The organism is Ruegeria sp. AH12 (genome assembly GCF_056541465.1).
The window spans coordinates 174678-197384 of sequence record NZ_JBQFYL010000001.1 but is presented as its reverse complement, the minus strand read 5'-3'; the positions used below and the strand labels follow the sequence as shown (position 1 = coordinate 197384).

18 protein-coding genes are annotated in these 22707 nt (G+C 57.9%); 4 read left to right on the top strand and 14 right to left on the bottom strand.

Annotated elements, in window-relative coordinates:
* Positions 1 to 42: 42 nt before the first annotated feature.
* The 7 genes from ccmB to yajC form a co-directional block, all read right to left on the bottom strand.
* Positions 43 to 699 carry a heme exporter protein CcmB gene (ccmB, locus tag ACR0EL_RS01030; protein ID WP_480497459.1) on the bottom strand — a complete coding sequence of 219 codons (657 nt, stop codon included), beginning with the start codon at positions 697 to 699 and terminating at the stop codon, positions 43 to 45.
* The gene (gene ccmA / locus ACR0EL_RS01025) at positions 696 to 1310 is read right to left on the bottom strand and encodes a heme ABC exporter ATP-binding protein CcmA (protein ID WP_480497457.1); all 615 of its coding nucleotides are present in this window, start codon (positions 1308 to 1310) and stop codon (positions 696 to 698) included. Before ccmA ends, ccmB begins: the two co-directional genes overlap by 4 nt.
* Before the next feature lie 146 nt (positions 1311 to 1456).
* Positions 1457 to 1810 (bottom strand): Mth938-like domain-containing protein, encoded by a 354-nt coding sequence (locus tag ACR0EL_RS01020; protein ID WP_480497455.1) that lies wholly within the window; start codon positions 1808 to 1810, stop codon positions 1457 to 1459.
* A gap of 9 nt (positions 1811 to 1819) precedes the next feature.
* Complete coding sequence (locus ACR0EL_RS01015; RefSeq protein ID WP_480497453.1) at positions 1820 to 2566, bottom strand: TSUP family transporter; 747 nt, start codon at positions 2564 to 2566, stop codon at positions 1820 to 1822.
* Positions 2559 to 3527: a protein translocase subunit SecF gene (secF, locus tag ACR0EL_RS01010; RefSeq protein WP_353006374.1), complete on the bottom strand. Its 969-nt coding sequence runs from the start codon at positions 3525 to 3527 to the stop codon at positions 2559 to 2561. Before secF ends, ACR0EL_RS01015 begins: the two co-directional genes overlap by 8 nt.
* A 1-nt stretch (position 3528) precedes the next feature.
* Positions 3529 to 5190 (bottom strand): protein translocase subunit SecD, encoded by a 1662-nt coding sequence (gene secD / locus ACR0EL_RS01005; RefSeq protein WP_480497451.1) that lies wholly within the window; start codon positions 5188 to 5190, stop codon positions 3529 to 3531.
* Between the two features lie 33 nt (positions 5191 to 5223).
* Complete coding sequence (yajC, locus tag ACR0EL_RS01000; RefSeq protein WP_170449793.1) at positions 5224 to 5511, bottom strand: preprotein translocase subunit YajC; 288 nt, start codon at positions 5509 to 5511, stop codon at positions 5224 to 5226.
* 199 nt (positions 5512 to 5710) lie between these two features.
* Between yajC and ACR0EL_RS00995 the strand changes: the two genes are divergently transcribed.
* Positions 5711 to 7372 carry a mechanosensitive ion channel family protein gene (locus tag ACR0EL_RS00995; protein ID WP_480497449.1) on the top strand — a complete coding sequence of 554 codons (1662 nt, stop codon included), beginning with the start codon at positions 5711 to 5713 and terminating at the stop codon, positions 7370 to 7372.
* A gap of 86 nt (positions 7373 to 7458) precedes the next feature.
* Complete coding sequence (gene serS / locus ACR0EL_RS00990; RefSeq protein ID WP_480497447.1) at positions 7459 to 8751, top strand: serine--tRNA ligase; 1293 nt, start codon at positions 7459 to 7461, stop codon at positions 8749 to 8751.
* A 54-nt stretch (positions 8752 to 8805) separates the two neighbouring features.
* Here the strand turns inward: serS and ACR0EL_RS00985 are convergent, their stop codons facing one another.
* The 5 genes from ACR0EL_RS00985 to ACR0EL_RS00965 form a co-directional block, all read right to left on the bottom strand.
* A complete protein-coding gene (locus ACR0EL_RS00985; RefSeq protein WP_480497445.1) occupies positions 8806 to 9393 on the bottom strand; it encodes a helix-hairpin-helix domain-containing protein in 588 nt (195 codons plus the stop codon).
* A gap of 86 nt (positions 9394 to 9479) precedes the next feature.
* Positions 9480 to 10466, bottom strand: a complete 987-nt coding sequence (locus ACR0EL_RS00980) for a fatty acid desaturase (RefSeq protein ID WP_480497443.1) — start codon at positions 10464 to 10466, stop codon at positions 9480 to 9482.
* Between the two features lie 163 nt (positions 10467 to 10629).
* Complete coding sequence (gene der / locus ACR0EL_RS00975; RefSeq protein WP_480497441.1) at positions 10630 to 12093, bottom strand: ribosome biogenesis GTPase Der; 1464 nt, start codon at positions 12091 to 12093, stop codon at positions 10630 to 10632.
* 48 nt (positions 12094 to 12141) lie between these two features.
* Complete coding sequence (locus ACR0EL_RS00970) at positions 12142 to 13464, bottom strand: PQQ-like beta-propeller repeat protein (protein ID WP_480497439.1); 1323 nt, start codon at positions 13462 to 13464, stop codon at positions 12142 to 12144.
* 39 nt (positions 13465 to 13503) lie between these two features.
* Entirely contained in the window at positions 13504 to 14175 is a 672-nt protein-coding gene (locus tag ACR0EL_RS00965; RefSeq protein WP_353006355.1) for a hypothetical protein, read from the bottom strand.
* 226 nt (positions 14176 to 14401) lie between these two features.
* Between ACR0EL_RS00965 and ACR0EL_RS00960 the strand changes: the two genes are divergently transcribed.
* Both ACR0EL_RS00960 and ACR0EL_RS00955 read left to right on the top strand, forming a co-directional pair.
* The gene (locus ACR0EL_RS00960; protein ID WP_353006353.1) at positions 14402 to 15628 is read left to right on the top strand and encodes an efflux RND transporter periplasmic adaptor subunit; all 1227 of its coding nucleotides are present in this window, start codon (positions 14402 to 14404) and stop codon (positions 15626 to 15628) included.
* Positions 15625 to 19392: an efflux RND transporter permease subunit gene (locus ACR0EL_RS00955; protein WP_480497436.1), complete on the top strand. Its 3768-nt coding sequence runs from the start codon at positions 15625 to 15627 to the stop codon at positions 19390 to 19392. The genes ACR0EL_RS00960 and ACR0EL_RS00955 overlap by 4 nt, the downstream gene beginning before the upstream one ends.
* 65 nt (positions 19393 to 19457) lie before the next feature.
* On the opposite strand, the gene ACR0EL_RS00950 is transcribed toward ACR0EL_RS00955, so the two are convergent.
* Entirely contained in the window at positions 19458 to 21263 is a 1806-nt protein-coding gene (locus ACR0EL_RS00950; RefSeq protein WP_480497434.1) for an ABCB family ABC transporter ATP-binding protein/permease, read from the bottom strand.
* A 74-nt stretch (positions 21264 to 21337) separates the two neighbouring features.
* Entirely contained in the window at positions 21338 to 22654 is a 1317-nt protein-coding gene (locus ACR0EL_RS00945) for a LysM peptidoglycan-binding domain-containing protein (protein WP_480497432.1), read from the bottom strand.
* Positions 22655 to 22707 lie beyond the last annotated feature (53 nt).

The following is a 22707-nucleotide window of genomic DNA, read 5'->3' as shown; positions in this document are numbered from 1 at the left end:
ACAGGCAGTTTCTCAATTGACCTCCGTCAAGAATGTGGCGCTTCACCGCAGATTGATCCGTAGCACAGCCGCGCTGGCAAATGGCAGCAAGGCAATCGTGGCGGCGGTGATCCCGGCCAGCATCAGCAGCGGGGTCTGTGTGTCCATTCCGATCGCACCGCGACGGGCGACCTCTGCCCCGAAAATCAATGTCGGAACGTAGAGCGGCAGCACCAGCAATGACAGCAGCAACCCTCCGCGTTTCAATCCAACGGTTAAGGCGGCACCGAAGGTGCCGATCACGCTCATGGCAGGGGTGCCCAGCAGCAGCGAGATCACCAGCCAGAAAAAACCCGATGGTGGCAGATTCAATAAGATGCCCAGAAAGGGGGCCGCCAAGACCAGCGGCAGCCCCGTGGTGATCCAATGCGCAAGCGCCTTGATGGAGACAATCGCCTCAAGCGGCAGCGGGGCCGTGGCGAGAAGATCCAGTGATCCATCTTCCCAATCCAGCGCCAAGAGACGGTCGAGCGAAAGCAGACAGGCCAACAGCGCACCGAGCCATAGAATGCCGGGTGCGATGGTGGACAGCAGCGCCGACTGCGGGCCAACTGCAAAGGGCACCAGAACCGTCAAGATCAGGAAAAAGGCCAACCCCAGTCCAAAGCCACCCCCGGCCCGAAAGGCCAGTTTCAGGTCGCGCAGCAGCAGAGCGATCACAGGAACCCTCCGTCCAGGTCATCGGTCAGGTCAAGACGGGCTTTGAAGGGGCCGACATCCAGTATTTCAGCTTCAAGACCCAGATCGATATGGGTGGCGATCAGGGCGGAACCGCCCTGCCCCAGATGCCTTTGCACGGTTGACGCGAACATCTGCACCGCGCTTTGGTCCAGGGAAACGGTCGGCTCATCCAAGGCCCAGATGGGTCGGCCCGTCACCAACATGCGCGCCAAGCCCAGCCGCCGTTTTTGGCCTGCCGACAGATTGCCCGCGTGGCGATCTGCAAGCGCGTTCAGTTGAAAGGCATCCAATGCCGGTTGGATGTCATGCGTTCCGAAGACCGCAGCCCAAAAGGTGAGATTCTCAGTCACGGTCAGGGTTGGTTTCAACCCGTCTGAATGGGAGGCGTAGGCAATCTGATCCTCGGCACCCTCGATGCGCCCCCCTAGCGGTGGTTGAAGTCCTGCCAAAGTGCGCAGCAGCGTTGTCTTGCCGATGCCGTTCGGCCCGCGAAGGATCAGTGCCTGACCGGGGGCAAGCGAGAAGCTCAGCCCTTCGAGCACGGGAATGCCGCCACGCGCAATCGCCAAATCTGTCACCGTGAGTGTCATATCCTTCGCTTATCTGATTGGAGAGGCGGGCAAAAGGATGGATTTGCCGCAGGGTTCGCGGGCCTGTTCATATGGTGAGTGCGGGTGCGAGAGGCCAGCCTCTCGCGCTCTCCGGGATATTTTTGGCCAGATGAAGGAGGATCCGCTTACACGGGGATCAGGGCGAGCGCGATGCGGCGGCCCTCGGAGAGCAGCACGTTATAGGTGCGGCATGCGGCGGGTGAGTTCATGATCTCGACGCCCAGGCCAGCCTCTTCCAAAGCGCTGCGCAGGTCTGCTGGAATATGGGATAGTTCAGCGCCTGTACCGATGAACAAGACATCGACCACATCTGCAAGTGCCAGCAGGTCGCCGACCTGTGCATAGCCGTCCCAGAGTGTTGTTCCTGTTGGGCCGGTCAGGACGCCGCCGTGATGCACCTGTCCACCAATGCGAAAAAAACCGGGGCCATAGCCATCGATAGGCTGGGCATTTGTATAGGTGATCTCATTCAATCGCATGGGTGTTCTTTACCCCCAAAGCGGCAGGCCGGACAAGGCGGCAAAGGCAATCGCCAAATAGGCCGCGTTGCGGTACAGGCGCTCTCGCTCGGGTCGGAACAGCCAGCCACCCAGCCAATTGCCCAGCAGGTTTGGTATAGCCAGCGCAAGCCCCAGACCTGCAGTTGCATAGGTGACTTGCCCCATTGCCGTCAAAAACCCCAGCAGCAGGAAGTCGAACGCCAGAAGGAACAACAAGATGGTTGCCCGGATCACCTCGACCGGTAGCGGTCGTGACATATAAAACAAAATGACAGCTGGCCCCGGGAGGCCCGCAACACCCCCCAGGAAACCGGCTGCGGCACCGATCGCGTTGACCATCATGCGGCCGACGTGACCGTGATAGCGCAGGCCCAGGATCAAGATGGCCAGCATCGCCAGCGCAAGGCCACTGACCGCGTAGCGGAACACATCCGGGTCGACTTGGGTAAGAACCCACAGGCCAACAGGCAAGAGTGCGGCGCAGCTTACTACCAAGCGCCACAGGTCGGCCTGATTCACAGACGCCCAAGCCCGTCGCAGATTAGGCAATGGGCCGAAGACATCCATGATGGTTAAACCGATCAGGGCACCAAACGGACCCAAATGCGGCGTTGCAAGGGGAAGGAAGATCAGCGCAGTTCCAAAACCTGAAAACCCGCGCACAACGCCGCTGAGACCTGCGGCAAAGACAATGATGGCCAGCCCCTGAGAGGACTGGCCGAAAAGCTCAGGCATCCACGTTGGCAAACTGGTTGCCCGCGTTGTTTGATGGCTTGGACCAGTCGCGCTTAACACCCAACCACAAAAGGATGGTCGAGGCGACGAAGACCGACGAATAGGTTCCCACAATCACGCCCCAGATCATCGCAAACACAAAGCCGCGGATCACGTCTCCGCCCAGCACATAGAGCGAGATCAATGCCAAAAGGGTCGTGACCGAGGTCATCACTGTCCGGCTGAGCGTTTCGTTGATCGAGATGTTGAGCACCTCTTTGAGGTCTTTCTTTTTGTATTTCCGCAGATTCTCGCGCACCCGGTCGAAGACAACCACTGTGTCGTTCAATGAGTAACCGACGATGGTTAGCAGTGCTGCGATGATAGCCAGATCAAAGCGGATTTGCAGCTCTGAAAAGATGCCGATAGTCAGGATCACATCGTGCACAAGGGCCGCGACCGCGCCCAGTGCGAATTGCCATTCAAAGCGAAGCCAAATGTAAACAAGCACCGCGCCAATGGCCAATGCCACGGCGATGATCGCCGTTTGAATCAATTCGCCAGATACTTTCGGGCCGACCGATTCGACTGAGACAAACTGAATGTCCGGGATCACGGTTTTTAAAGCCTCTTCGACGGCGGTGATTGTCGCGGCCTCGACCGCTTCGGCATCAGCCTGCGCCTGAATGCGGATCATCGCAACGTTTTCGTCCGGGCCAAAGGTCGGATCAAAAATCTCGGTGATCGTCACATCGCCAAGCCCCAAAGGCGCGATGGCATCACGATAGGCACCCACGTCAATTTCAACCGCACTTTGGGTCCGAATGGTCGTCCCACCTCGGAAGTCGATACCAAAGTTCAGCCCCTGCAGCAGGAAAGAGGTGAAGGCGATGACCATCATCAGGCCCGAGATACCCAGCCAGAGCTTCCAGCGGCTGAAGAAATCGAACGAGGTGTTCTGGGGTACGAGTTTCAGTCTCATGTCAAACCTCGATCGTTTTCGGGCGGCGGCGTTCGAACCAGATGACAACCAACAGTCGCGTCACGAAGATCGCCGTGAAGACTGAGGTCAAAATGCCCAGCCCCAGTGTAATCGCAAATCCGCGGACCGGCCCGCTGCCCATGGCAAACAGAATCACGGCGGTGATGAAGGTGGTGACATTGGCGTCCACAATGGCCGACAGCGCCTTTTCATAGCCCAGCTCAATAGCGCGTGCCGGGCCTTTGGCGGATTTCAGTTCTTCTCGGATTCGTTCAAAGATCAGTACGTTGGCGTCCACAGCCATACCAACTGTTAGAACGATGCCCGCGATGCCTGGTAGAGTTAATGTAGCTCCGATGATGGACAGAAGGCCGAACAGAAGGCCCACGTTGATGATGAGCGCGACATTGGCGAAGAGACCAAACAATCCGTAGCTGAGCGCCATGAAGGCCAACACTGCCACAAATGCCACAATGGTTGCGACCTTACCTGCATCGATACTGTCTTGGCCCAGCTCGGGACCGATCGTGCGTTCTTCCAGAAACACCAACTCGGCCGGCAAGGCACCCGCACGCAGCAAGATTGCAAGGTTGGTGCTTTCCTCAACGGTGAAATTTCCGGTGATGATCCCGGACCCACCCGGGATATGGCTTTGGATGACAGGGGCCGAGATGACCTCATCATCCAGAACAATCGCAAAAGGCGCGCCGATATTGTCGCGCGTGTAGTCACCAAACTTACGCGCGCCCGAGGTGTTAAAGCGGAAGCTGACAGCCGGGCGGCCATTTTGGTCAAAGGAGGGCTGCGCATCCACCAGTTCCTCACCGGTTACCACCGGTGCGGATTCGATGATGTAGAAGACACCGTTTTCATCAATCGACGGCACCACCTCTTGACCGATGCCAGCGACGGCATCTGGATCGGTGCCGCGATTGATCACGGGGTTAAAGGTCAGCTGCGCCGTGGTTCCTATGATATCCTTCAGCTCTCCAGCGCTGCCGATCCCTGGCACTTGAATCAGGATACGATCCGACCCCTGACGTTGGATGGTTGGTTCACGCGTGCCGACCTCATCAATCCGGCGGCGCACGATTTCCAGCGCCTGACGTACCGTTCGGTCGTCCGAGGCCAGTTTTTCGGCCTCGGAGAGTTGCACGATAATCGTGTCCCCGTCGGCGCGGGCTTCAATATCCGTGGCGCCTACTCCGGTCAGGGTCTGCACCTGGCGGGCCAATCCCCTGACAACCTCTAGCGCGCGGGGCATGCCTTCGGGCTGGCTGATGCGCACCCGAATCTCACCCGGCGCGGCGTCTTGTCTGCGGATCGTACCGACAGTGGCCCGTTCATCCCGCAAGGCGTCGCGGATTTCCGGCCACATCGACTCCATCCGCGCCTCATAGACGTCTTCTACCTTCACCTCGGCCAGCAGATGCGCGCCGCCCCGAAGATCGAGGCCCAGATTGACCAGCGACGATGGCAGCCAGTTTGGCCATAGTGCGGCGTCGGCCTGATTTTCCGGCGTATCCGCGCCCAGTTCGATTGCGGCTTTGGCGTCGTTCGAAAGCTCGACCCGCGTGTAGAACGCATTCGGCAGGGCCAAGAGCAGGCCGGTCACGCAGACCAGCCAGATAAGAACCCGCTTCCAGGTATCAATTTGCAGCATTACCCTGCCTTTTCAAGGAATTGTCAGGCGAAGTTATTTCGCAGGTTCGGTCTTGTTCAGAACTTGAGCAATGGTTGACTTGACCACGCGAACCTTGACGCCCTCGGCGATCTCGACCTCGATCTCGTTCTCGCCTTCCTTGACCTTAGACACTTTGCCGATCAGCCCGCCTTGGGTAACAACTTGATCCCCGCGGCGCACCGCCTCGACCATGGCCTGATGCTCTTTCATCTTCTTTTGCTGCGGACGGATCAGCAGAAAATACATGATCGCGAAGATCAGGATCAGCGGGAGAAACTGGGCGATTGCGCCACCTTCCATGGGATATTCCTTTGCTTTGAGCTGCGGTACCGTTCCGCAAATTTGGCGGGAACCTATGCGCTGATATGCCTGTTTGCAAGCAAAGGCGGCGGTGTGACCCACCTGTACGGCCCTTGCCCCCCAAAGACGGCGCAGAGCGTTGCAGATATGCCCTAGGAACACGAGGCATCTTGGGTATAGTCGGCCCTAAGGGGGCGTGATGAGATTTCTCTACAAATACTTGCAGCGACTGAAGCTTTTGCTATCGACGCTGCTGCTGATCAACATTCTATCCACCGCAGGACAGGCGCAGGATACACCCGCTGAGCAATCCGAGGCTGACGCGACTGGCTCTGAAGTGTTCAAAGCGCCTGTCACTATCGACGGTGATCCGCTCTTCTTCCTGCGTGGTTCCTCTGCTCTGCCCGCCAATGAACGGGCTGAGCGGGTCCAGAACCGGATCATTGAAATCGCTGAATCATCAGAAAGCCTGAATGTCGAGATCACATATCGGGACAGCGAGCTCGGAACAGAGATTCTTGCAGATGGTGTTGTTGTGTCCGTGGCAACCGAGGCGGATGCCGAACTGGACCAGATGGAGATCGATATTGTCAGCGTGTTGCAGGGAGATGCGATCCGCGAAGCAATCGTCACCTACCGTGCCAACCGAAGCGACGAGGCCCGCGTATCCGGCGCAATCGAGGCCGCTGGTTGGACCTTTGGGTTTGTTGTCTTCATTGTGTTGATCCTGTGGCTTCACCGCCGGATCAGACGGCGCACGCTGGAAATCGTTCAAAGCTATCTGAAAGACGTCGAAACCGTGACGGCCAAAAGTGTCCAGGCCGAAGCGATTGCCGCCCTGATCCGCTATGGGCTGAACTTTATCCTGCTGGTCCTCTTCTTTCTGGGTTTCTACTACTATTTGTCTTTCGTGCTGCTCTCGTTTGCCGAGACACGGTATTTTGCGCAGTTGCTGCTAACCTATCTGACAGATCCGGTCCTGCTGATTTTCCGAGGGATCATCAGCTACATCCCCAACTTGATCATGCTGGCGCTGATCACATGGATCACGCTGTATATCATTCGGGGAATGCGCGTGTTTTTTGATGCGGTCGAGGCCGGATCTTTTGAGATGCGGGATTTCGAACGGCATTGGATCAATCCAACCTTCAACATCGCCCGGGTTGTCGTCGTTCTAATCGCCCTCGTATTTGCGGTGCCTTACATTCCGGGCTCGGACTCGGCAGCCTTTCAGGGGCTGACCATCCTTGTGGGAGCTATGCTGTCGTTAGGCGCGAACTCGGTCGTGTCAAACATGCTGGCTGGGCTGTTTGTGATCTATCGCCGATCAACCTCGATCGGGGATCGCATTCAGATCGGCGATCACATCGGCGACGTGGTCCAGATCAAGCTGATGGAGACCCATCTGAAATCCATCAAGAACGAATTGATCTCGATCCCAAATTCCCAGTTGATGAATTCGGACGTTGTGAATTTCTCGAAGAAAACCGATGGCAGCGGCTTGTTGCTGCACACAACGGTTGGCATTGGTTACGAAGAGCCACCCGAAAAGATCGAGGCGATGCTGATCGAAGCCGCGCATCGCACCAAAAGCATCAAGACCAAGCCAGAACCCTTCGTTTTGTGGACTGCGTTGGCTGACTACGCGATCAACTATCAGATCAACGGATACACCACGCGCGGCAGCATCATTCCCAAGATCAAATCTGATCTGCACCGTAACATCGTGGCCGTGTTCAACGAGAACAACGTCCAGATCATGACGCCGTCATATATCGCCGATCCGCCAGAGCCCAAAATTCCGACTGAAGGTTGGGACGGCCATCTTGCGCATGAAGATGATGGGGATGAAAAGGCATAGGCGGAAATCGCTTAACCGGTGCTACACCCTTGCCGCCATATGGTGCATAAGCGGCTTTAGTGATTCACGCAGTAAGGATCTGAACCATGCACGACATCCGCGCTATACGCGAAAACCCCGCCGCTTTCGACGCCGCCCTTGCGCGCCGTGGGGACGCGCCGGTGTCGTCAGATTTGTTGCGGCTGGATGAAAGCCGCCGGGCCAAGATTCTAGCCGCAGAGACGGCGCAGGCCGAACAGAACAAGGCCAGCAAAGAGGTCGGCGCTGCCAAGGGTCGCGGGGATGAAGCCGAGTTCGAACGCCTGCGCGCGCTTGTGGCGCAGAAAAAGGCCGAAATCGCCCAGATGCAAAACGAGGCCAAGGACCTTGATGCCCTGCTGACCGACCAACTGGCCCGCATTGCAAACCTGCCCGCTGACGACGTACCACAGGGTGCGGATGAGGATGACAATGTCGAGGTGACCCGTTGGGGAAACCCGCGCAACTTCGAGTTTGACCCGAAGGAGCATTACGACATCCCCGCCGTTGCCGCAGCGATGGATTTTGAAACCGCCGCCAAGACCAGCGGTAGCCGCTTTGTAAACCTGTCAAAAGGCGTTGCGCGCATTCACCGGGCACTGGCCCAGTTCATGCTGGACACCCATATCGACAAGAATGGTCTGACCGAAATGCAAACGCCCGTTCTGGTTCGGGATGAGGCGATGTACGGCACAGACAAGCTGCCGAAGTTCGGAGATGACAGCTATCAAACCACCAATGGCTGGTGGCTGATCCCCACCTCCGAGGTAACGCTGACCTATTCGGTGGCCGGTGACATCCTGGACGAATCCGCCCTGCCCATCCGCATGACGGCCCACACCGCCTGCTTCCGGTCCGAGGCTGGCAGCGCGGGCAAAGACACCGCCGGAATGCTGCGACAGCACCAGTTCGAAAAGGTCGAGATGGTCTCGATCACGCATCCCGACAAATCGGATGAGGAACAAAAACGCATGCTGCGCTGTGCCGAGGACTTGCTGGAACAGCTGGGCATCCCCTATCGCACCGTCGTTCTGTGCACGGGCGACATGGGCTTTGGCGCGCGCCGCACCTTTGATATCGAGGCCTGGTTGCCGGGTCAAAATACCTATCGCGAAATCAGCTCGGTCTCGACCACCGGTGATTTTCAGGCCCGCCGCATGAACGCCCGCTTCCGCCCCGAAGGCGGCGGCAAGCCGGAATATGTGCACAGCCTGAATGGCTCGGGTCTGGCTGTGGGCCGCTGCCTGATCGCAGTGCTTGAAAACGGTCAGAACGAAGATGGTACCGTGACCCTGCCCGAGGTACTGAGCCCCTATCTGGTCGGTAAGCTGACGCTTCAAACAGACGGTACACTTACATAAGAAAACCGGCGCTTCGATCAGCGCTGGCTTTTCATACTATGGGGCGAAGATAGGTTACTTCTTCGCCTTTTTCTTATCCTTTTTCTTGTCTTTCTTCTTGCTGTCTTTCTTGCCAGCATCTTTTTTCTTGTCGTTCTTCTTGGACTTCTTGTCCTTTTTAGACTTGGCCTTCACCTTGTCCTTGGCTTTCGAAAACGCGGCCTCCATCTCGGCGCGTTTCTTGGCAGCCTTCTCAGCCTTTGCTTTGGCTTTGGCCTTTTTCTTAGCCTTCGCCTCGGCGGCTTCGGCAGCGGCTTTCTCTGCAGCAGCTTTCTTCGCAGCTTCTTCCGCACGTTTTTCGGCCGCAGCGGCTGCGACTGTTTTGCGCGCAGTGGTCGTGCGGGTCGCGGGTTTGCGGGCTGCCGGTTTGCGTGTGGTAGCACGTCGCGTTGCCGGGGCGCGTTTCGCGGCGGCGGGTTTCGCGGCGATTGCTTCTTTGGCGGCAGCGATCAGAACGGCCGCGCGCGCCAGACCAATTCTGGGAACCTTGACCAAATCTTCGGGCTTGGCCTTTGCCATGGCTTCTGCTGTCTTAAAGCCATTGGCGGCCAAAGCTGTGGCGAGCACGTCTCCCACACCTTTTACGTTGGTCACTGCGGTCATTATTGGTCCTTTCTATCATTCCCTGCATTTACGTATATACATTAAATATACAGGTCTTCAAGTCACGAGGGTCACTTGCTGCGATCTTAACTGCTATGGGCCAAATTGGCCGTGCGCCCCTTTTTCGGAAAAGGCACCAGACGCTTTGCATCTTCGTCCCAAAGTTTGAGGTTCAGCGCCGCCACAGCCTCGGGAAACTTGATCCGGCGCGGGGTGTATTCGGGCGGCAGATTATAATGACAGGCGCGCAGCCTGTAAGACGGGATGCGGGCATTGAAATGGTGGATATCGTGCAGGGTGATACAGGCCACCGCATTATCAAACCACCATCCAAAGTCCAAAGCCGAAGATCCCTGTAGCGCTGCGATTTTAGGATCGAGATCAGGCCGCCTGTCCCAATAGGTGTCTTCGAAGTTGTGCTGAAGATAGACAAGGAACACACCCAGCATTCCTCCGATAAACGAAAACACAAGCCAGACCAGAATGCCCGTTGTCCCCGCGATCAGCCAGAGCAACCCCAGAAACACGATGATCGACAGGTTGTGCAAAAGAACACCAGCAACGCCGAACCGGACCGTGTTCTTGGGCCAGCGATAGCGGATGAAATAGGTGAACAACGCCCCAATGGGCACAAGAATGAACGGGTTGCGATACAGGCGGTAGAACAGGCGTTTCTTCCAGTCTGCTTCAGACCACTCCCGCAGGGTCATGGTGTGGATTTCACCGGTTTCACGGTGTTCCAGATTGCCGATCCCCGAATGATGCAAGTTGTGGTTCTGCTTCATCACCTCGAACGGCGCGAAGGTAAACGGCGACAACCCATGCCCCGCCCATTCATTCTGTTGCCGTGTCTCAAACAGCGAATGGTGCCCACAATCGTGTTGCAACACGTAAAGGCGTACGGCTGAGAACGCAAAAACGATGCCAGCCGGAACCATGATATACCAGCGATCCACAAACGCGATCGCGAGAGCCAGCGATACAAAATACACAGCAAAGGTTCCAAAATAGCTTAGCGCTGCCAGCCTGTTATCCTGAACTGCGTATTGTCTTGTATATTCCCTAAGATCCATCCAATGCGCTCCCCACGAGGCTTGGTTAAATTTGAACCAAAAATAAGCGCGGATTGCCCGCGTACAAGCAGCGCGCATAGAAACATATGCACGCAGACGAATGCTAGCGCGGGGAAAAGGCGCTGTCACGCCCCGAGGCTAAAAACGCTGAAAATTGGCGCAGTTACGCCTTACCCTTGAGATGCTTGGCCAAAGCACCGGCATTTTTCTTGCGCCGTCCCTTATACGGGTTCTTGTCGCCCTGACCGCGCAGGGTCAGGCGGATCGGCGTGCCGGGCATGTCAAAATCTTCGCGCAAACCATTCACCAGATAGCGGGTGTAGCTGGCGGGCATCTTGTCGGGATGTGAACACATCACCACAAACCCCGGCGGGCGGGTTTTGGCCTGGGTCATGTAGCGCAGTTTGATCCGACGCCCTTGGGGTGCTGGCGGTGGGTGCTGTTCCAGCATTGCGGTCAACCAGCGGTTCAACGCAGCTGTGGGCACGCGGCGATTCCAGACGTCATGTGCACGCAGGATCGCTGCACGCAAGCGTTCAAGCCCGCGACCCGTCTTCGCCGATACGGTGATCAGGGGTGCACCGCGCAGTTGCGGCAGCAAACGCTCAAAGGACTCCTTGAGACCGCGCAGTTTTTCCTGCTTGTCCTCTTCGATATCCCATTTGTTGACAGCAACGACTACGGCGCGCCCTTCGCGCTCAGCAAGGTCTGCGATGCGCAGGTCCTGCTGCTCGAATGGAATGGCCGCATCCAGCAGGACGACGACAACTTCGGCAAACTTCACCGCGCGCAGACCATCTGACACCGAGAGTTTTTCAAGCTTTTCCTGAACCTTGGCCTTTTTGCGCATCCCCGCCGTGTCGAAAATCCGCATAGGAGTGCTGTCGCCATCGGGATCGGCCCAGTCGATCCGCAGGCTGATCGCGTCGCGGGTAATCCCGGCTTCGGGGCCGGTCAGCAGGCGATCTTCACCGATGATCTTATTGATCAGGGTGGATTTACCAGCATTCGGGCGACCTACGACGGCAACCTGCAAGGGCTTGGCTGCGGTGATCAGAGGTGTTTCGCCCTCGCCTTCCTCATCAAGCTCAATGTCGACGATGGGCGCGTCATCCTCGGCCTTTTCCTCAGCCGCATCTGCCAAAGGCATCAGCTGGGCATAAAGGTCTGTCATCCCCTCGCCATGCTCTCCTGATAGGCGCACTGGCTCACCTAGGCCCAGATTGTATGCTTCCAACACACCCGCATCCGCCGCCGAGCCTTCGGCTTTGTTGGCAGCCAAAATCACGTGTTTTGAGCGTTTGCGCAGGATCTCCGCAAACATTTCATCGGTTGGGGTCAGCCCGGTGCGCGCGTCTATCATGAACAGGCACACATCGGCCATATCCACCGCACGTTCGGTCAAACGGCGCATTCTGCCCTGAAGGCTGTCATCGGTCGCATCCTCAAGACCCGCCGTATCAATCACGGTGAACCGCAGATCGCCCAGCCGCCCTTCGCCTTCGCGCAGGTCGCGCGTCACGCCGGGCTGGTCATCGACCAAGGCCAGACGTTTGCCAACAAGGCGGTTGAACAGGGTGGATTTGCCCACATTTGGGCGCCCCACGATGGCGAGGGTCAGTGACATGTTCTCAACTTTCAAGACTCAAGATGCGCCCTTTAGCGTATCTTTGGGTCAACGGAAAGCGTGTAGATCACCCTTAGTCGAGACAACATACAATGTCTGGTTGGCCACAACAGGCGTTGTTGTTGCACCACCCGGCACCTCGAGCTGATTAATCAGCGATCCGTCAACCGGACTGAAGAAGCGCAGATAGCCATCATTGGACGCCACCACAAGACGCCCACCCGCCAAAATCGGGCCATAGTGGGCCACAATCGGCCCGCGCCGTCCTGGTCGATCTTTTACAAAACCCGGTAGGTCTTGCGCCCAGATGACGGACCCGTCAGCAGCACTCAGGCGTACCAGCTGGCTGCGATCACTGATCAGGAAAATGCTGTTACCTGCAGGCCAAACCGTATCGACCGCGCCTTCATCTGCGGTCCAATTTCGCTCACCCGATGCGGCGTCAAACGCAACGGTGCGGCCCGAGTGATTTCCGATGTAGATCGTATCGCCGACCACCATGGGGGAACCCGTGACATCCACGATCTGAGCGGCGGCCCGCCCCCGACGCCCACCAGCGACCGAGGCGTTCCAACGGCGGATCCCACCACGACGGAAGGTGGCCGCGATGTCCCCTGATCCGAACGCAAATACCGAAAGGTCCGAAGCAATGACCGGCGCAGGCGCACCCAGGACATTGCCGACGCTCGGGGTGCCTTCGATTTGCCAGGCGATGCGCCCATCCTTGGTTGTGATGGCCCAGCCGGTTTCGTCGCCCGCGACCAGATACAAAAGCCCATCTGAAACCAAGGGCGAACCACTGCCTGTTGCGTTCAGGCGATTCTGCCAGCGAACGGCACCACTTTTGGCGTCCAACGCGGTCAGACGGCCAAAACCCGATGACACATAAAGAACCCCATCCGCATAGGCCATGCCACCACCTGTGGCATCACCGTCTTTGTCCGTGGCAGGGATAAGATCTGCGGTCCAAGCAACCTGCCCCTGAGGCGTCACCGCCGAAACGGTGCTGGCCGCGTCAAGCGTATAAATCAGGCCACCGGCGACAACGGGCTCGGCAGTGATGCGCTGCTTGCGCGAGTCGCCTGCACCGATCGAAGCCGACCACACCCGCTGCGGCGCGGCCCGCAATGCGGCATGGGTTGTTCTGAAGGCAGGCGTACCTGGGCTTTGTGACCAGTTGCTATTCGCAGTTTGCGCCGGCAGGCTGATGGGCTGCGACCCTTGCGTTTCGACAGTCTCGGTATCGGATGCGGGCCGGATGTCTTCGCGTGCGCCGGGCAGGATAACCTCGGGCTCTTGGCAGGCAGCCAACGTGGTCAGGGCAATCGCCGCAGCGGGCAGCCCCATGCGGGAGAATACATTTGTTACCATATCAATCCGAACTCGCCTGTCCTTTATCTTCCCGTCAGCTTAGCCTTGTTGTGCCACTAACGGGTCCGGCTCGCCACCCAAAGCGGTGATCAGTTGCGCGGCACGCTGCTGCATATCGATCCCGATCTCGGCATCCTGTCGCAGCGCTTGCAGACGATCCAGGGCCGCATCCACATTGCCTTCGGAAATGTCGATGAGCGCCAATTGCTCTTCCGCCAGCAGGCGCAGCGGTGCACCAGGGGCGGCCAGCGCCTCAAACTGCAAGCGCCGATCTGCAACTGGCATCGTATCTGTCTGCAGCAAAAGCGCTTTGAAGCTTGCAATCGCGCGATAGATTTCCGGCAGATCCCCCTGCACAGCGATTGCATTCAGGCTGGCTACTGCATCCGGCTCCGAGCCGGCTTCGATCTGCGACGCGGACAGCAACATGTTCAGAACCGCCTCACCACCCGCAGATTGTGTCTCAATCCCTTGCAAGCCAGCAGCCCGCGCCGCGGAATCATTCTCGGACAATGCCGCGAGAATCTCATCCCCGAGCGATTGTGCTCGTGCTGTTTCGCGCGCTTTGCGCACCTCATTGAAGGCCGCGCCACCTACGATCAGGATGACAGCAACAACACCGACCCAGCCCCAGCGGCGCAACAGCAGGTACATCCGGTCGCGCCGGACCTCTTCTGTGACCTCATCGATGAAACTGTCGGTATCGCTCATCCCTGCCCCCGGGCTGTTCTGTCTTGCATTCGTGCGCCATGTCATACCCCGCCGCCACGGCCAAGCCAAGAGCCGGATTTCGCACGATCATGATGCCAGAGTCCGCCCTTGCGAAAAAAAGTGAACCGAACTATTCAGTTCAGCGTAGAAAATCCACATGCCGAACCCCATCTACAGGCATGAATGTCAGATATTTTCTGATACGGAACTCTGGGAGTACCACTTTATGCGGTTGATTTCATTCATCAACGCCCTTCTGGTGATTGTTGCTTTGTATTTTCTGGTTTTTGAGCGCGACTCGCTATTTGCATTTGCCGGGCGCGACGACGCGGATGCGCCTGCCGCCGCTGAGGGTGAAAACCCGGACGCCGCAGCCGAAGACGCGGTGCGCGTGGTGGCTATTCGCTCACAAGCGCGCGAGATCGACAGCGCCGTTCTGTTGCGCGGCGAAACACAAGCGAACCGTCAGGTCGAAGTGCTGGCCGAAACCACATCGACCGTTGTGTCAGAACCCAAGCGGCGCGGCGCCTTTGTCGAAAGCGGCGATCTGCTGTGCGAACTTGATCCCGGCAGCCGTCCCGCCAGCTTGGCCGAGGCGATGGCCCGGAAGCTGGAAGCGGAAAGCCGTATCCCTGAATCCGAAGCGCGCCTGGAAGAGGCTCACGCCCTTGTCGCCGAAGCCGAGATCAACCTGACTGCAGCCCGGAAACTGTCGGAAACCGGGTTCGGTTCAGAAACCCGCCGGATCTCAAGCGAAGCTGCGATGAGCAGCGCCGAAGCGGGCATCAAGTCTGCGGAAGCCGGGTTGGAAGCCACCCGTGCAGGGATCGAAGCTGCTGCTGCCGAAGTTGAGGCCGCTCAGCGTGAGATCAACCGCCTGACCATAGACGCCCCGTTCCGAGGTCTGCTAGAAAGCGACACGGCGGAACTTGGCAGCTTGATGCAGCCTGGCTCTCTTTGTGCCACGGTAATTCAGCTGGACCCGATCAAGTTGGTCGGATTTGTGCCCGAGACCGAGGTCAATCGCGTGCAAGTCGGTGCTGAAGCATCTGCACAGCTGGTCACGGGCCGACAGGTTGAAGGTCGCGTGACATTCCTTAGCCGTTCAGCGGATGAAACCACCCGCACCTTCGAGGTGGAAATCACCGTGCCCAACGCGGACCTGACCATCCGCGATGGACAAACCGCCACGATTCGCATTGCCGCCGAAGGGGCCAAGGCACATTTGCTGCCTCAGTCAGCATTGACGCTGAATAACGAGGGCCAATTGGGCGTTCGGACAGTCGGAGCGGGGAATATTGTCGATTTTGCACCCATCCGCGTGCTGCGCGACACGGCTGAGGGCGTTTGGGTTGGCGGATTGGCAGAAACCGTTGATATTATCGTTGTCGGACAGGAGTTCGTGATCCGGGGCGTCACTGTCGCCCCAACCTATCAGGAAGCGTCGCAATGACAGGTGTTGTCGCATGGGCCGCTGATCGGGCCCGAATGGTTCTGGCCTTTATCGCCATCTCGCTGGTCATCGGCGGCTTAGCCTATGTGAACCTGCCGAAAGAAGGCGAGCCGGATATCGACATCCCGATGCTCTTTGTCTCTACCCAGTTTCCGGGCATCTCAGCAGAGGACAGTGAGAGCCTGCTGATCAGACCAATGGAAACCGAGATGGCCGATCTCGACGGGCTGGACTCGATGACCGCCACCGCCGCCGAGGGCTACGCGGGCATCCTCCTGGAGTTTGAGTTCGGCTGGGACAAATCCGCTACCATCGCAGATGTGCGCGATGCGATGAACAGTGCGCAGGCGGATTTCCCCGATGGGGCCGAACAATATACGATTACCGAGGTCAACTTCTCGGAATTTCCCGTCGTCATCGTCAACTTGACCGGCGCGGTGCCGGAACGCACGATGGCGCGCGTCGCCAAAGACCTGCAGGATGAGCTGGAGGCACTGGATTCAGTGCTTGAGGCCGGGATCGCCGGCAATCGGGACGAGCTACTGGAAGTCATAATCGATCCGTTAAGGCTCGAAGCCTACAACGTCACTGCAGCTGAGTTGATTGATGTTGTTCGCAACAACAACCAATTGATCGCAGCCGGTGAAGTTGATACTGCACAGGGCACATTCTCAGTCAAAATCCCTTCATCATTTAAAGCCCCAGGGGACGTGTATGGCCTTCCGATCAAGGTCAATGGTGACCGGGTAATCACGTTGGGAGAGCTGGCCGAGATCAACTATACCTTTGAAGACCGCGAAGGCACGGCCCGTTTTGACAATGTGCCAACTGTTGCCTTGCAGGTGGTCAAACGCAAAGGGTTCAACCTTATCGACACGGTCGAACAGGTCAAAGCCACAGTGGCCGAAGCGCAAAGCAAATGGCCGCCTGAACTGCAAGCTGCAGTCGATGTAGGCACGTCGAACGACCAGAGTCGGATCGTCGGTTCCATGGTCAGCCAGCTGGAAGGCTCGGTTCTGACGGCGATTGCGCTGGTGATGATCGTGGTTCTGGCCTCGCTAGGCACCCGTGCCGCCCTGCTGGTGGGTTTTGCGATTCCGACCTCGTTCCTGCTGTGCTTTGCCTTTCTCGCCGCCATGGGTGTGACGATTTCGAACATGGTTATGTTCGGCTTGATCCTGGCGGTTGGGATGCTGGTCGACGGGGCCATCGTAGTGGTCGAATACGCTGATAAGCGCATCAAGGAAGGCGTAGGGCCTATGCATGCCTATGTCGAGGCCGCCCAGCGGATGTTCTGGCCCATCGTGTCCTCAACGGCCACAACGCTCTGTGCCTTCCTGCCGATGCTGTTCTGGCCGGGTGTACCGGGTGAGTTCATGAAGATGCTGCCCGTGACGCTGATCTTTGTCCTGTCAGCCTCGCTGATCGTTGCCCTGGTCTATCTGCCCGTGGTGGGCGGCGTGTCGGGACGGCTGAGCCGTATCTTCGACCGTTCGTCTAACTGGCTACGCGCACGCACGCCATGGTGGTTGCGGGCTGTTCTGGTTCTGCCAACCTTTTACCTTGTGTTTCTGGGTGCCATGCAAATGGTCAATCCCGACTACCTGTCGCCCACAGGTGGGCGGATCCTCGGCGCGTTTTTGATGATGATTGGGGCGTTTAGTGGCTCGGTCGCCTTGGGTGCGGCCAAGATCCAGCGCGCACCTGATTCCAAGGTTCATACAGCCAAGGAGCACACGCCTTTTGGCTATGTCATCAAATTCATCGTGGGCAATCCGATCATGCCCATCGTGTCCATTGGCGCTGTTGTCTTTGCGGTCATCACAGTGATGTCGATCTTTGGAGAAAACAATCGCGGTGTTGAGTTTTTCGTCGAAAGCGAACCGGAACAGGCCACCGCCTATGTACGTGCACGTGGGAATCTGTCTCTTGATGAAAAAGACGCCATGGTGCTGGCAGCAGAACAGGTCATTGCCGCGCATCCAGCGGTTATCAACGTGTTTTCATTTGCGGGCGAAGGCGGCTTGAATCAGAACAATGGAGGGGCCGAAGCTCCGGCAGATACGGTTGGTCGCGTCCAATTCGAAATCATCCCATGGGAAGATCGCCCCAATGTACACGAGCCCATTCTGGGCGGCTTGTTTGATCGTCATTCCGTGGCCCCCGAGTATGACGGCGACTTTGTCCTGGAAGAGCTGGGGGCTCAACTGGCCGAACTGCCGGGGTTTGTGGTCGAAATTGCGGCGCTAGAACAAGGCCCTGCCTCGGCCAAGCCTGTGCATCTGCGGATCAAGGGTGACAACTGGGACAGCTTGACCGCAGCCACCGACGCCGCACGCGCGCAGTTCGATACGACACCCGGCCTGATAAAGGTTGAAGACACCCTGCCCCTGCCTGGCATCGACTGGCAGATCGATGTGGATGTTGCCAAAGCGGGCCGTTTCGGCGCCGATGTGGCGACCGTTGGTGCGATGGTTCAACTGGTCACACGTGGCATTCTGCTGGGAGAGATGCGCCCTGACAGCACGGATGAAGAAATCGAAATCCGCGTTCGTCTGCCCGAGGAAGATCGGGTGCTATCAACGCTTGACACCTTGAAAGTTCGTACCCCTGACGGGTTGGTGCCCTTGTCGAACTTTGTCACGCGCCAACCGGTGCCCAAACTGGCCGAGATCAACCGCATTGATCAGGAGCGCTACTACGATGTCAAAGCGGATGTTGAACCGGGCCTAAGCAAACTGTTTGTAGACGGCGGTGACGGCACCGAACAGCGTCTGGCCGTGGTCCGCGCTCTCGAGGACGGCACAGAGCCTACCGCATCAACCCTGACCATGCCGGATGGCAAGCGGTTCGATCTGGTGATGCTGACGGGTGCAGCTTCGATTGACGAGCTGCGCACAGCCATCGACGATGGTGAAGCGCGGACCAGCCTGATCAACCCGAACGAGCGGATCGCTGTTCTTACCGAATGGCTGGACACCAGCCCCTTCGACCCTGCGATCAGCTGGGAATGGACCGGCGATCAGGAGGATCAAGCCGAATCCGGGGCCTTCCTGATGAATGCCTTTGCCGGTGCGTTGGGTCTGATGTTTGTGATCCTGCTGGCTCAGTTCAACAGCTTCTACAACTCGATCCTGGTTCTGCTGGCCGTGGTCCTGTCCACCACCGGGGTACTGATCGGGATGCTGGTGATGGAGCAACCCTTCTCGATCATCATGACCGGCACCGGGATCGTGGCGCTGGCGGGGATTGTGGTGAACAACAACATTGTTCTGATCGATACCTATCAGGAATACAGCCGCTATATGCCGCGTATTGATGCGATTGTTCGCACGGCCGAAGCCCGGATTCGCCCAGTTCTGCTGACCACGCTGACCACGATGGCCGGTCTAACGCCGATGATGTTTGGCCTGTCTCTGGACTTCATCAATGGCGGCTACACAATCGACAGCCCGACCGCATTGTGGTGGAAGCAGCTGGCAACTGCCGTGGTCTTCGGGTTGGGCATCGCAACGGTTCTGACGTTGATTGTCACGCCCTCAATGCTGGCGCTGCGCGTTTGGGTGACAACCTACGCGATCTGGTTCGGCAAGTTGCTGGCACGCGTCACCGCAGGCCGCTCTAGCCAGATCGCGCAGGATATGGCCATCGGGCGCAGCGCGCGCGCCATGCAAGCAACCGAGCTTGTCTGGACAAATCCACCCGCAGCAGCGGACAAAACGCCAGACGCACCACCCGGTGCACCCTTGAAAGCTGCGGAGTAAATCAAAAGGGCCAGATCAACCGGCCCTTTTTTTTCACCTCGAACAACTGCTGAAAATAGATCAGTTCAAGCTGCCTGAGTATCTGATTGCTGGCGGCTCCAAAGCTGCGCATAACGCCCCTCATGGGCCAACAATGCATCATGTGTGCCCTGTTCGATAATCTCACCGCTTTCCAGAACCACGATCTGATCCGCCTCAGCAATCGTGCTCAGCCTGTGGGCGATGGTGATCACTGTACGCCCCTCACCTGCGCGGGCCAGAGCATCCTTGATTTCTTGCTCGGTATCAGTATCCAGTGCCGAGGTCGCCTCGTCCAGCAGCAGAATGGGTGGGTTCTTAAGCAGCGTCCGGGCGATGCCAACGCGCTGCTTCTCACCGCCTGACAGTTTCAACCCGCGCTCACCAACCTTGGTATCGTACCCCTCGGGCAGAGAGGTGATGAACTCATGTATCTGCGCTGCGCGTGCGGCCTCTTCTACATCGGCCTGCGTCGCGCCGTCCCGTCCATAGGCGATGTTGTAACGGATGGTGTCATTGAACAGGACAGTATCCTGCGGCACCACACCGATAGAGGCATGCAGGCTGTCCTGCGTCACATCGCGCACATCCTGACCATCAATCTTCAGCGATCCGCCGGTGACGTCGTAAAAGCGAAACAGCAAACGCCCGATGGTCGACTTACCTGATCCGGTCGCGCCTACAATGGCCACTGTCTGCCCTGCGGGGACGGTCAAGGACACACCTTTGAGGATTTCGCGTTCTGCCTCATAGCCGAAACGCACATCCTTTAGGGTAACCTCGCCGCCGTTGACCTGAAGGTCGGGCGCCGCGGGCTTGTCTTCAACCTCGGCAGGCTGTTCCAACAGATCAAACATCTGCCCCATATCAACCAAAGACTGCCGGATTTCGCGGTACACTGTGCCCAGAAAGTTCAGTGGAACGGTGATTTGGATCATGTAGGCATTCACCATCACGAAATCGCCCACGGTGAGTGAGCCGTTTTGCACCCCGAGGGCGGCCAACACCATGACACCGATCAGTCCACAGGTGATCAGGAAGGACTGGCCGAAATTCAGAAACGCCAATGAATAGGCTGTTTTCAACGCCGCCCCGGCATAGGCTTTCATCGAGACATCGTATCGTTCTGCCTCACGCGTTTCGGCATTGAAGTACTTGACGGTTTCGAAGTTCAACAGGCTGTCGATGGCGCGCTGGTTCGCTTCGGTATCCTGATCGTTCATTTCGCGCCGCAGTTTCACGCGCCATTCGGTAACCGCAAAGGTGAACCAGATATATAGCGTGATCGTCGCCGCCACGACGACCAGATACCAAACGTCAAACAGCCACATCAGGATGATGGCGATCAGCAACAGTTCCAAGATCAGCGGCCCGATTGAGAACAACAAGAACCGCAGCAGAAAGTCGACCCCTTTTACGCCACGCTCGATAATCCGGCTTAGCCCACCGGTACGACGAGAGACGTGATACCGCATCGAAAGCTGATGGATATGCTGGAAGGTCTCTAGCGCCAGCGCGCGCAGGGCCCTCTGACCCACTGGTGCAAAGGCTGCATCCCGTAGCTGCTGAAATCCCACTGTCATCATCCGCGCGACACCATAGGCGACGGTCAAACCGACCGCGCCCAGCGCCACGGGCGGCACCCCTTCGCCGGCCAATGCATCGACTGCCCCTTTGTACAGGATTGGCGTATAGACCGCGATCAGCTTGGCAAGCACCAGCATGGCCATCGCAATCACCACCCGGCGTTTCACCCAAGGCTCATCCTCGGGCCACAAATACGGCGTCACCTTGCGGATCGTTCGCCAGCCCGAGCGGCGTTCGTCGATCTCGGCCAATTCGTCAGAAGTCATTGGGGCCGTCCGTCTCATCACGTGCCTTATCTGCGGTCAGAGATATCGTCTGGCCCTCAAAGGGCCAGAAGTTTTTATTCGGGGATCGTGAAAATCTGCCCCGGATAGATCAGATCAGGATCACGGATCAGATCGCGGTTGGCATCGAACAGGCGCACATAAAGGACGCCATCGCCAAAACGTTCCCGCGAAATCGCCCACAACGTATCCCCTTTTTGCACGGTGACCTGGCGGATAGGGGGTGTTTCAGCGGCTGCATCCGCGGTTGTCGCGGCGTCTGCTGCTTGCAAAACTTCGACAGGCTCGCGCTTGAATGGCGTCTCAAGGCGACTGACAACGGTACCATCGGTGCCGACCTCATCAACGCGCAGGGTGTAAACACCGGGTTCAATCCCCTGCAACTCACCTCTCCAATTGCCGCCTGCCTCAGGCGTAACACCCGCAACCAGACGGTTGTTCAGATAGAGGCGCACAGCGGAACCTTCGGTGACCCGACCCGTTAGCTGAACATCACCCGTATCCGAATAGCCGATCGTATCCAGTTCCACTTGCTCGGGCTCTGTCGGCTCCGTCGATGGAGATTGAACCAGTTCGACCCCTTCTTCGCCCGAGCGCAGCACGGCCACTTGTTGATCATCTGGTGCGGCTTCAGCCTGTGATGCGCTTTCAGCCGGAACCTCAGCAACCTCAGTATCCGCAGGCTGCTGTGGCTGTTCCCCAGCGTCTGTGGTGTCAGAGGCATCAGACGGGGCCGCAGTGTCAGCCTCGTTATTCTCGGGTGTTACGGAAGGATCGGCGCTGGCGACCTGCTCTTCTTCAACAGGTTTCGGCAGGGCCGCAATCAGGTAGTCATCGGATTGGGCAGTCACCGCACCATCAGACGTTTCCAACACCAATCCCCGCGCAACCTCACTGAACGGGATCGAAACAAATTCGGCAAACTGTCCGGTATTGTCGACCGTAAAGCTGTGCACGGCTTCACCATCCAGCAAAACCCGAACCTCACTCCCGGGCGCAGCCTCACCCGAGAGGAGTGCATTGCCATCTTTCTCGACGAAAATCTGATCCAAAACCGGAGCGGTTATCTGAGGTGTTTCTGCCCCTTCTTGCGCGAGATTCTCTGCGTCGCCATCCGCATCGATATCGGCCGCGGTGTCAGGTTCCGCATCGGTTGGAGCGTTTGTCTCGGTGTCCGCCGCCTGTGCGCTCGGCTCTGATGCTTCGGGCGCAGGCGCAGCAGCCGTTTGTTCCTGAGGCGCATCCGCTTGGTCCGGCGCGCTGTCAAATGCACCGGACAGGTACGCCCCGCCCAAGCCCAACAGCGCGACTATTGCGGCAACAACCCCCCAAATGAAGTTGCCCGAACTTCCGTTTCCCGACTTGGCGTCCATTGTTTTCCTTTCACCCCGCTGCACAAACACATGGTTTCTGAATGTGTTCAGGC

Coding starts and splice junctions, on each gene's coding strand:
- ccmA (WP_480497457.1), bottom strand. CDS start 1,310: ATGACACTCACGGTGACAGATTTGGCGATTGCGCGTGGCGGCATTCCC.
- ACR0EL_RS01020 (WP_480497455.1), bottom strand. CDS start 1,810: ATGCGATTGAATGAGATCACCTATACAAATGCCCAGCCTATCGATGGC.
- ACR0EL_RS01015 (WP_480497453.1), bottom strand. CDS start 2,566: ATGCCTGAGCTTTTCGGCCAGTCCTCTCAGGGGCTGGCCATCATTGTC.
- secF (WP_353006374.1), bottom strand. CDS start 3,527: ATGAGACTGAAACTCGTACCCCAGAACACCTCGTTCGATTTCTTCAGC.
- secD (WP_480497451.1), bottom strand. CDS start 5,190: ATGCTGCAAATTGATACCTGGAAGCGGGTTCTTATCTGGCTGGTCTGC.
- yajC (WP_170449793.1), bottom strand. CDS start 5,511: ATGGAAGGTGGCGCAATCGCCCAGTTTCTCCCGCTGATCCTGATCTTC.
- ACR0EL_RS00995 (WP_480497449.1), top strand. CDS start 5,711: ATGAGATTTCTCTACAAATACTTGCAGCGACTGAAGCTTTTGCTATCG.
- serS (WP_480497447.1), top strand. CDS start 7,459: ATGCACGACATCCGCGCTATACGCGAAAACCCCGCCGCTTTCGACGCC.
- ACR0EL_RS00985 (WP_480497445.1), bottom strand. CDS start 9,393: ATGACCGCAGTGACCAACGTAAAAGGTGTGGGAGACGTGCTCGCCACA.
- ACR0EL_RS00980 (WP_480497443.1), bottom strand. CDS start 10,466: ATGGATCTTAGGGAATATACAAGACAATACGCAGTTCAGGATAACAGG.
- der (WP_480497441.1), bottom strand. CDS start 12,093: ATGTCACTGACCCTCGCCATCGTGGGGCGCCCAAATGTGGGCAAATCC.
- ACR0EL_RS00970 (WP_480497439.1), bottom strand. CDS start 13,464: ATGGTAACAAATGTATTCTCCCGCATGGGGCTGCCCGCTGCGGCGATT.
- ACR0EL_RS00965 (WP_353006355.1), bottom strand. CDS start 14,175: ATGAGCGATACCGACAGTTTCATCGATGAGGTCACAGAAGAGGTCCGG.
- ACR0EL_RS00960 (WP_353006353.1), top strand. CDS start 14,402: ATGCGGTTGATTTCATTCATCAACGCCCTTCTGGTGATTGTTGCTTTG.
- ACR0EL_RS00955 (WP_480497436.1), top strand. CDS start 15,625: ATGACAGGTGTTGTCGCATGGGCCGCTGATCGGGCCCGAATGGTTCTG.
- ACR0EL_RS00950 (WP_480497434.1), bottom strand. CDS start 21,263: ATGACTTCTGACGAATTGGCCGAGATCGACGAACGCCGCTCGGGCTGG.
- ACR0EL_RS00945 (WP_480497432.1), bottom strand. CDS start 22,654: ATGGACGCCAAGTCGGGAAACGGAAGTTCGGGCAACTTCATTTGGGGG.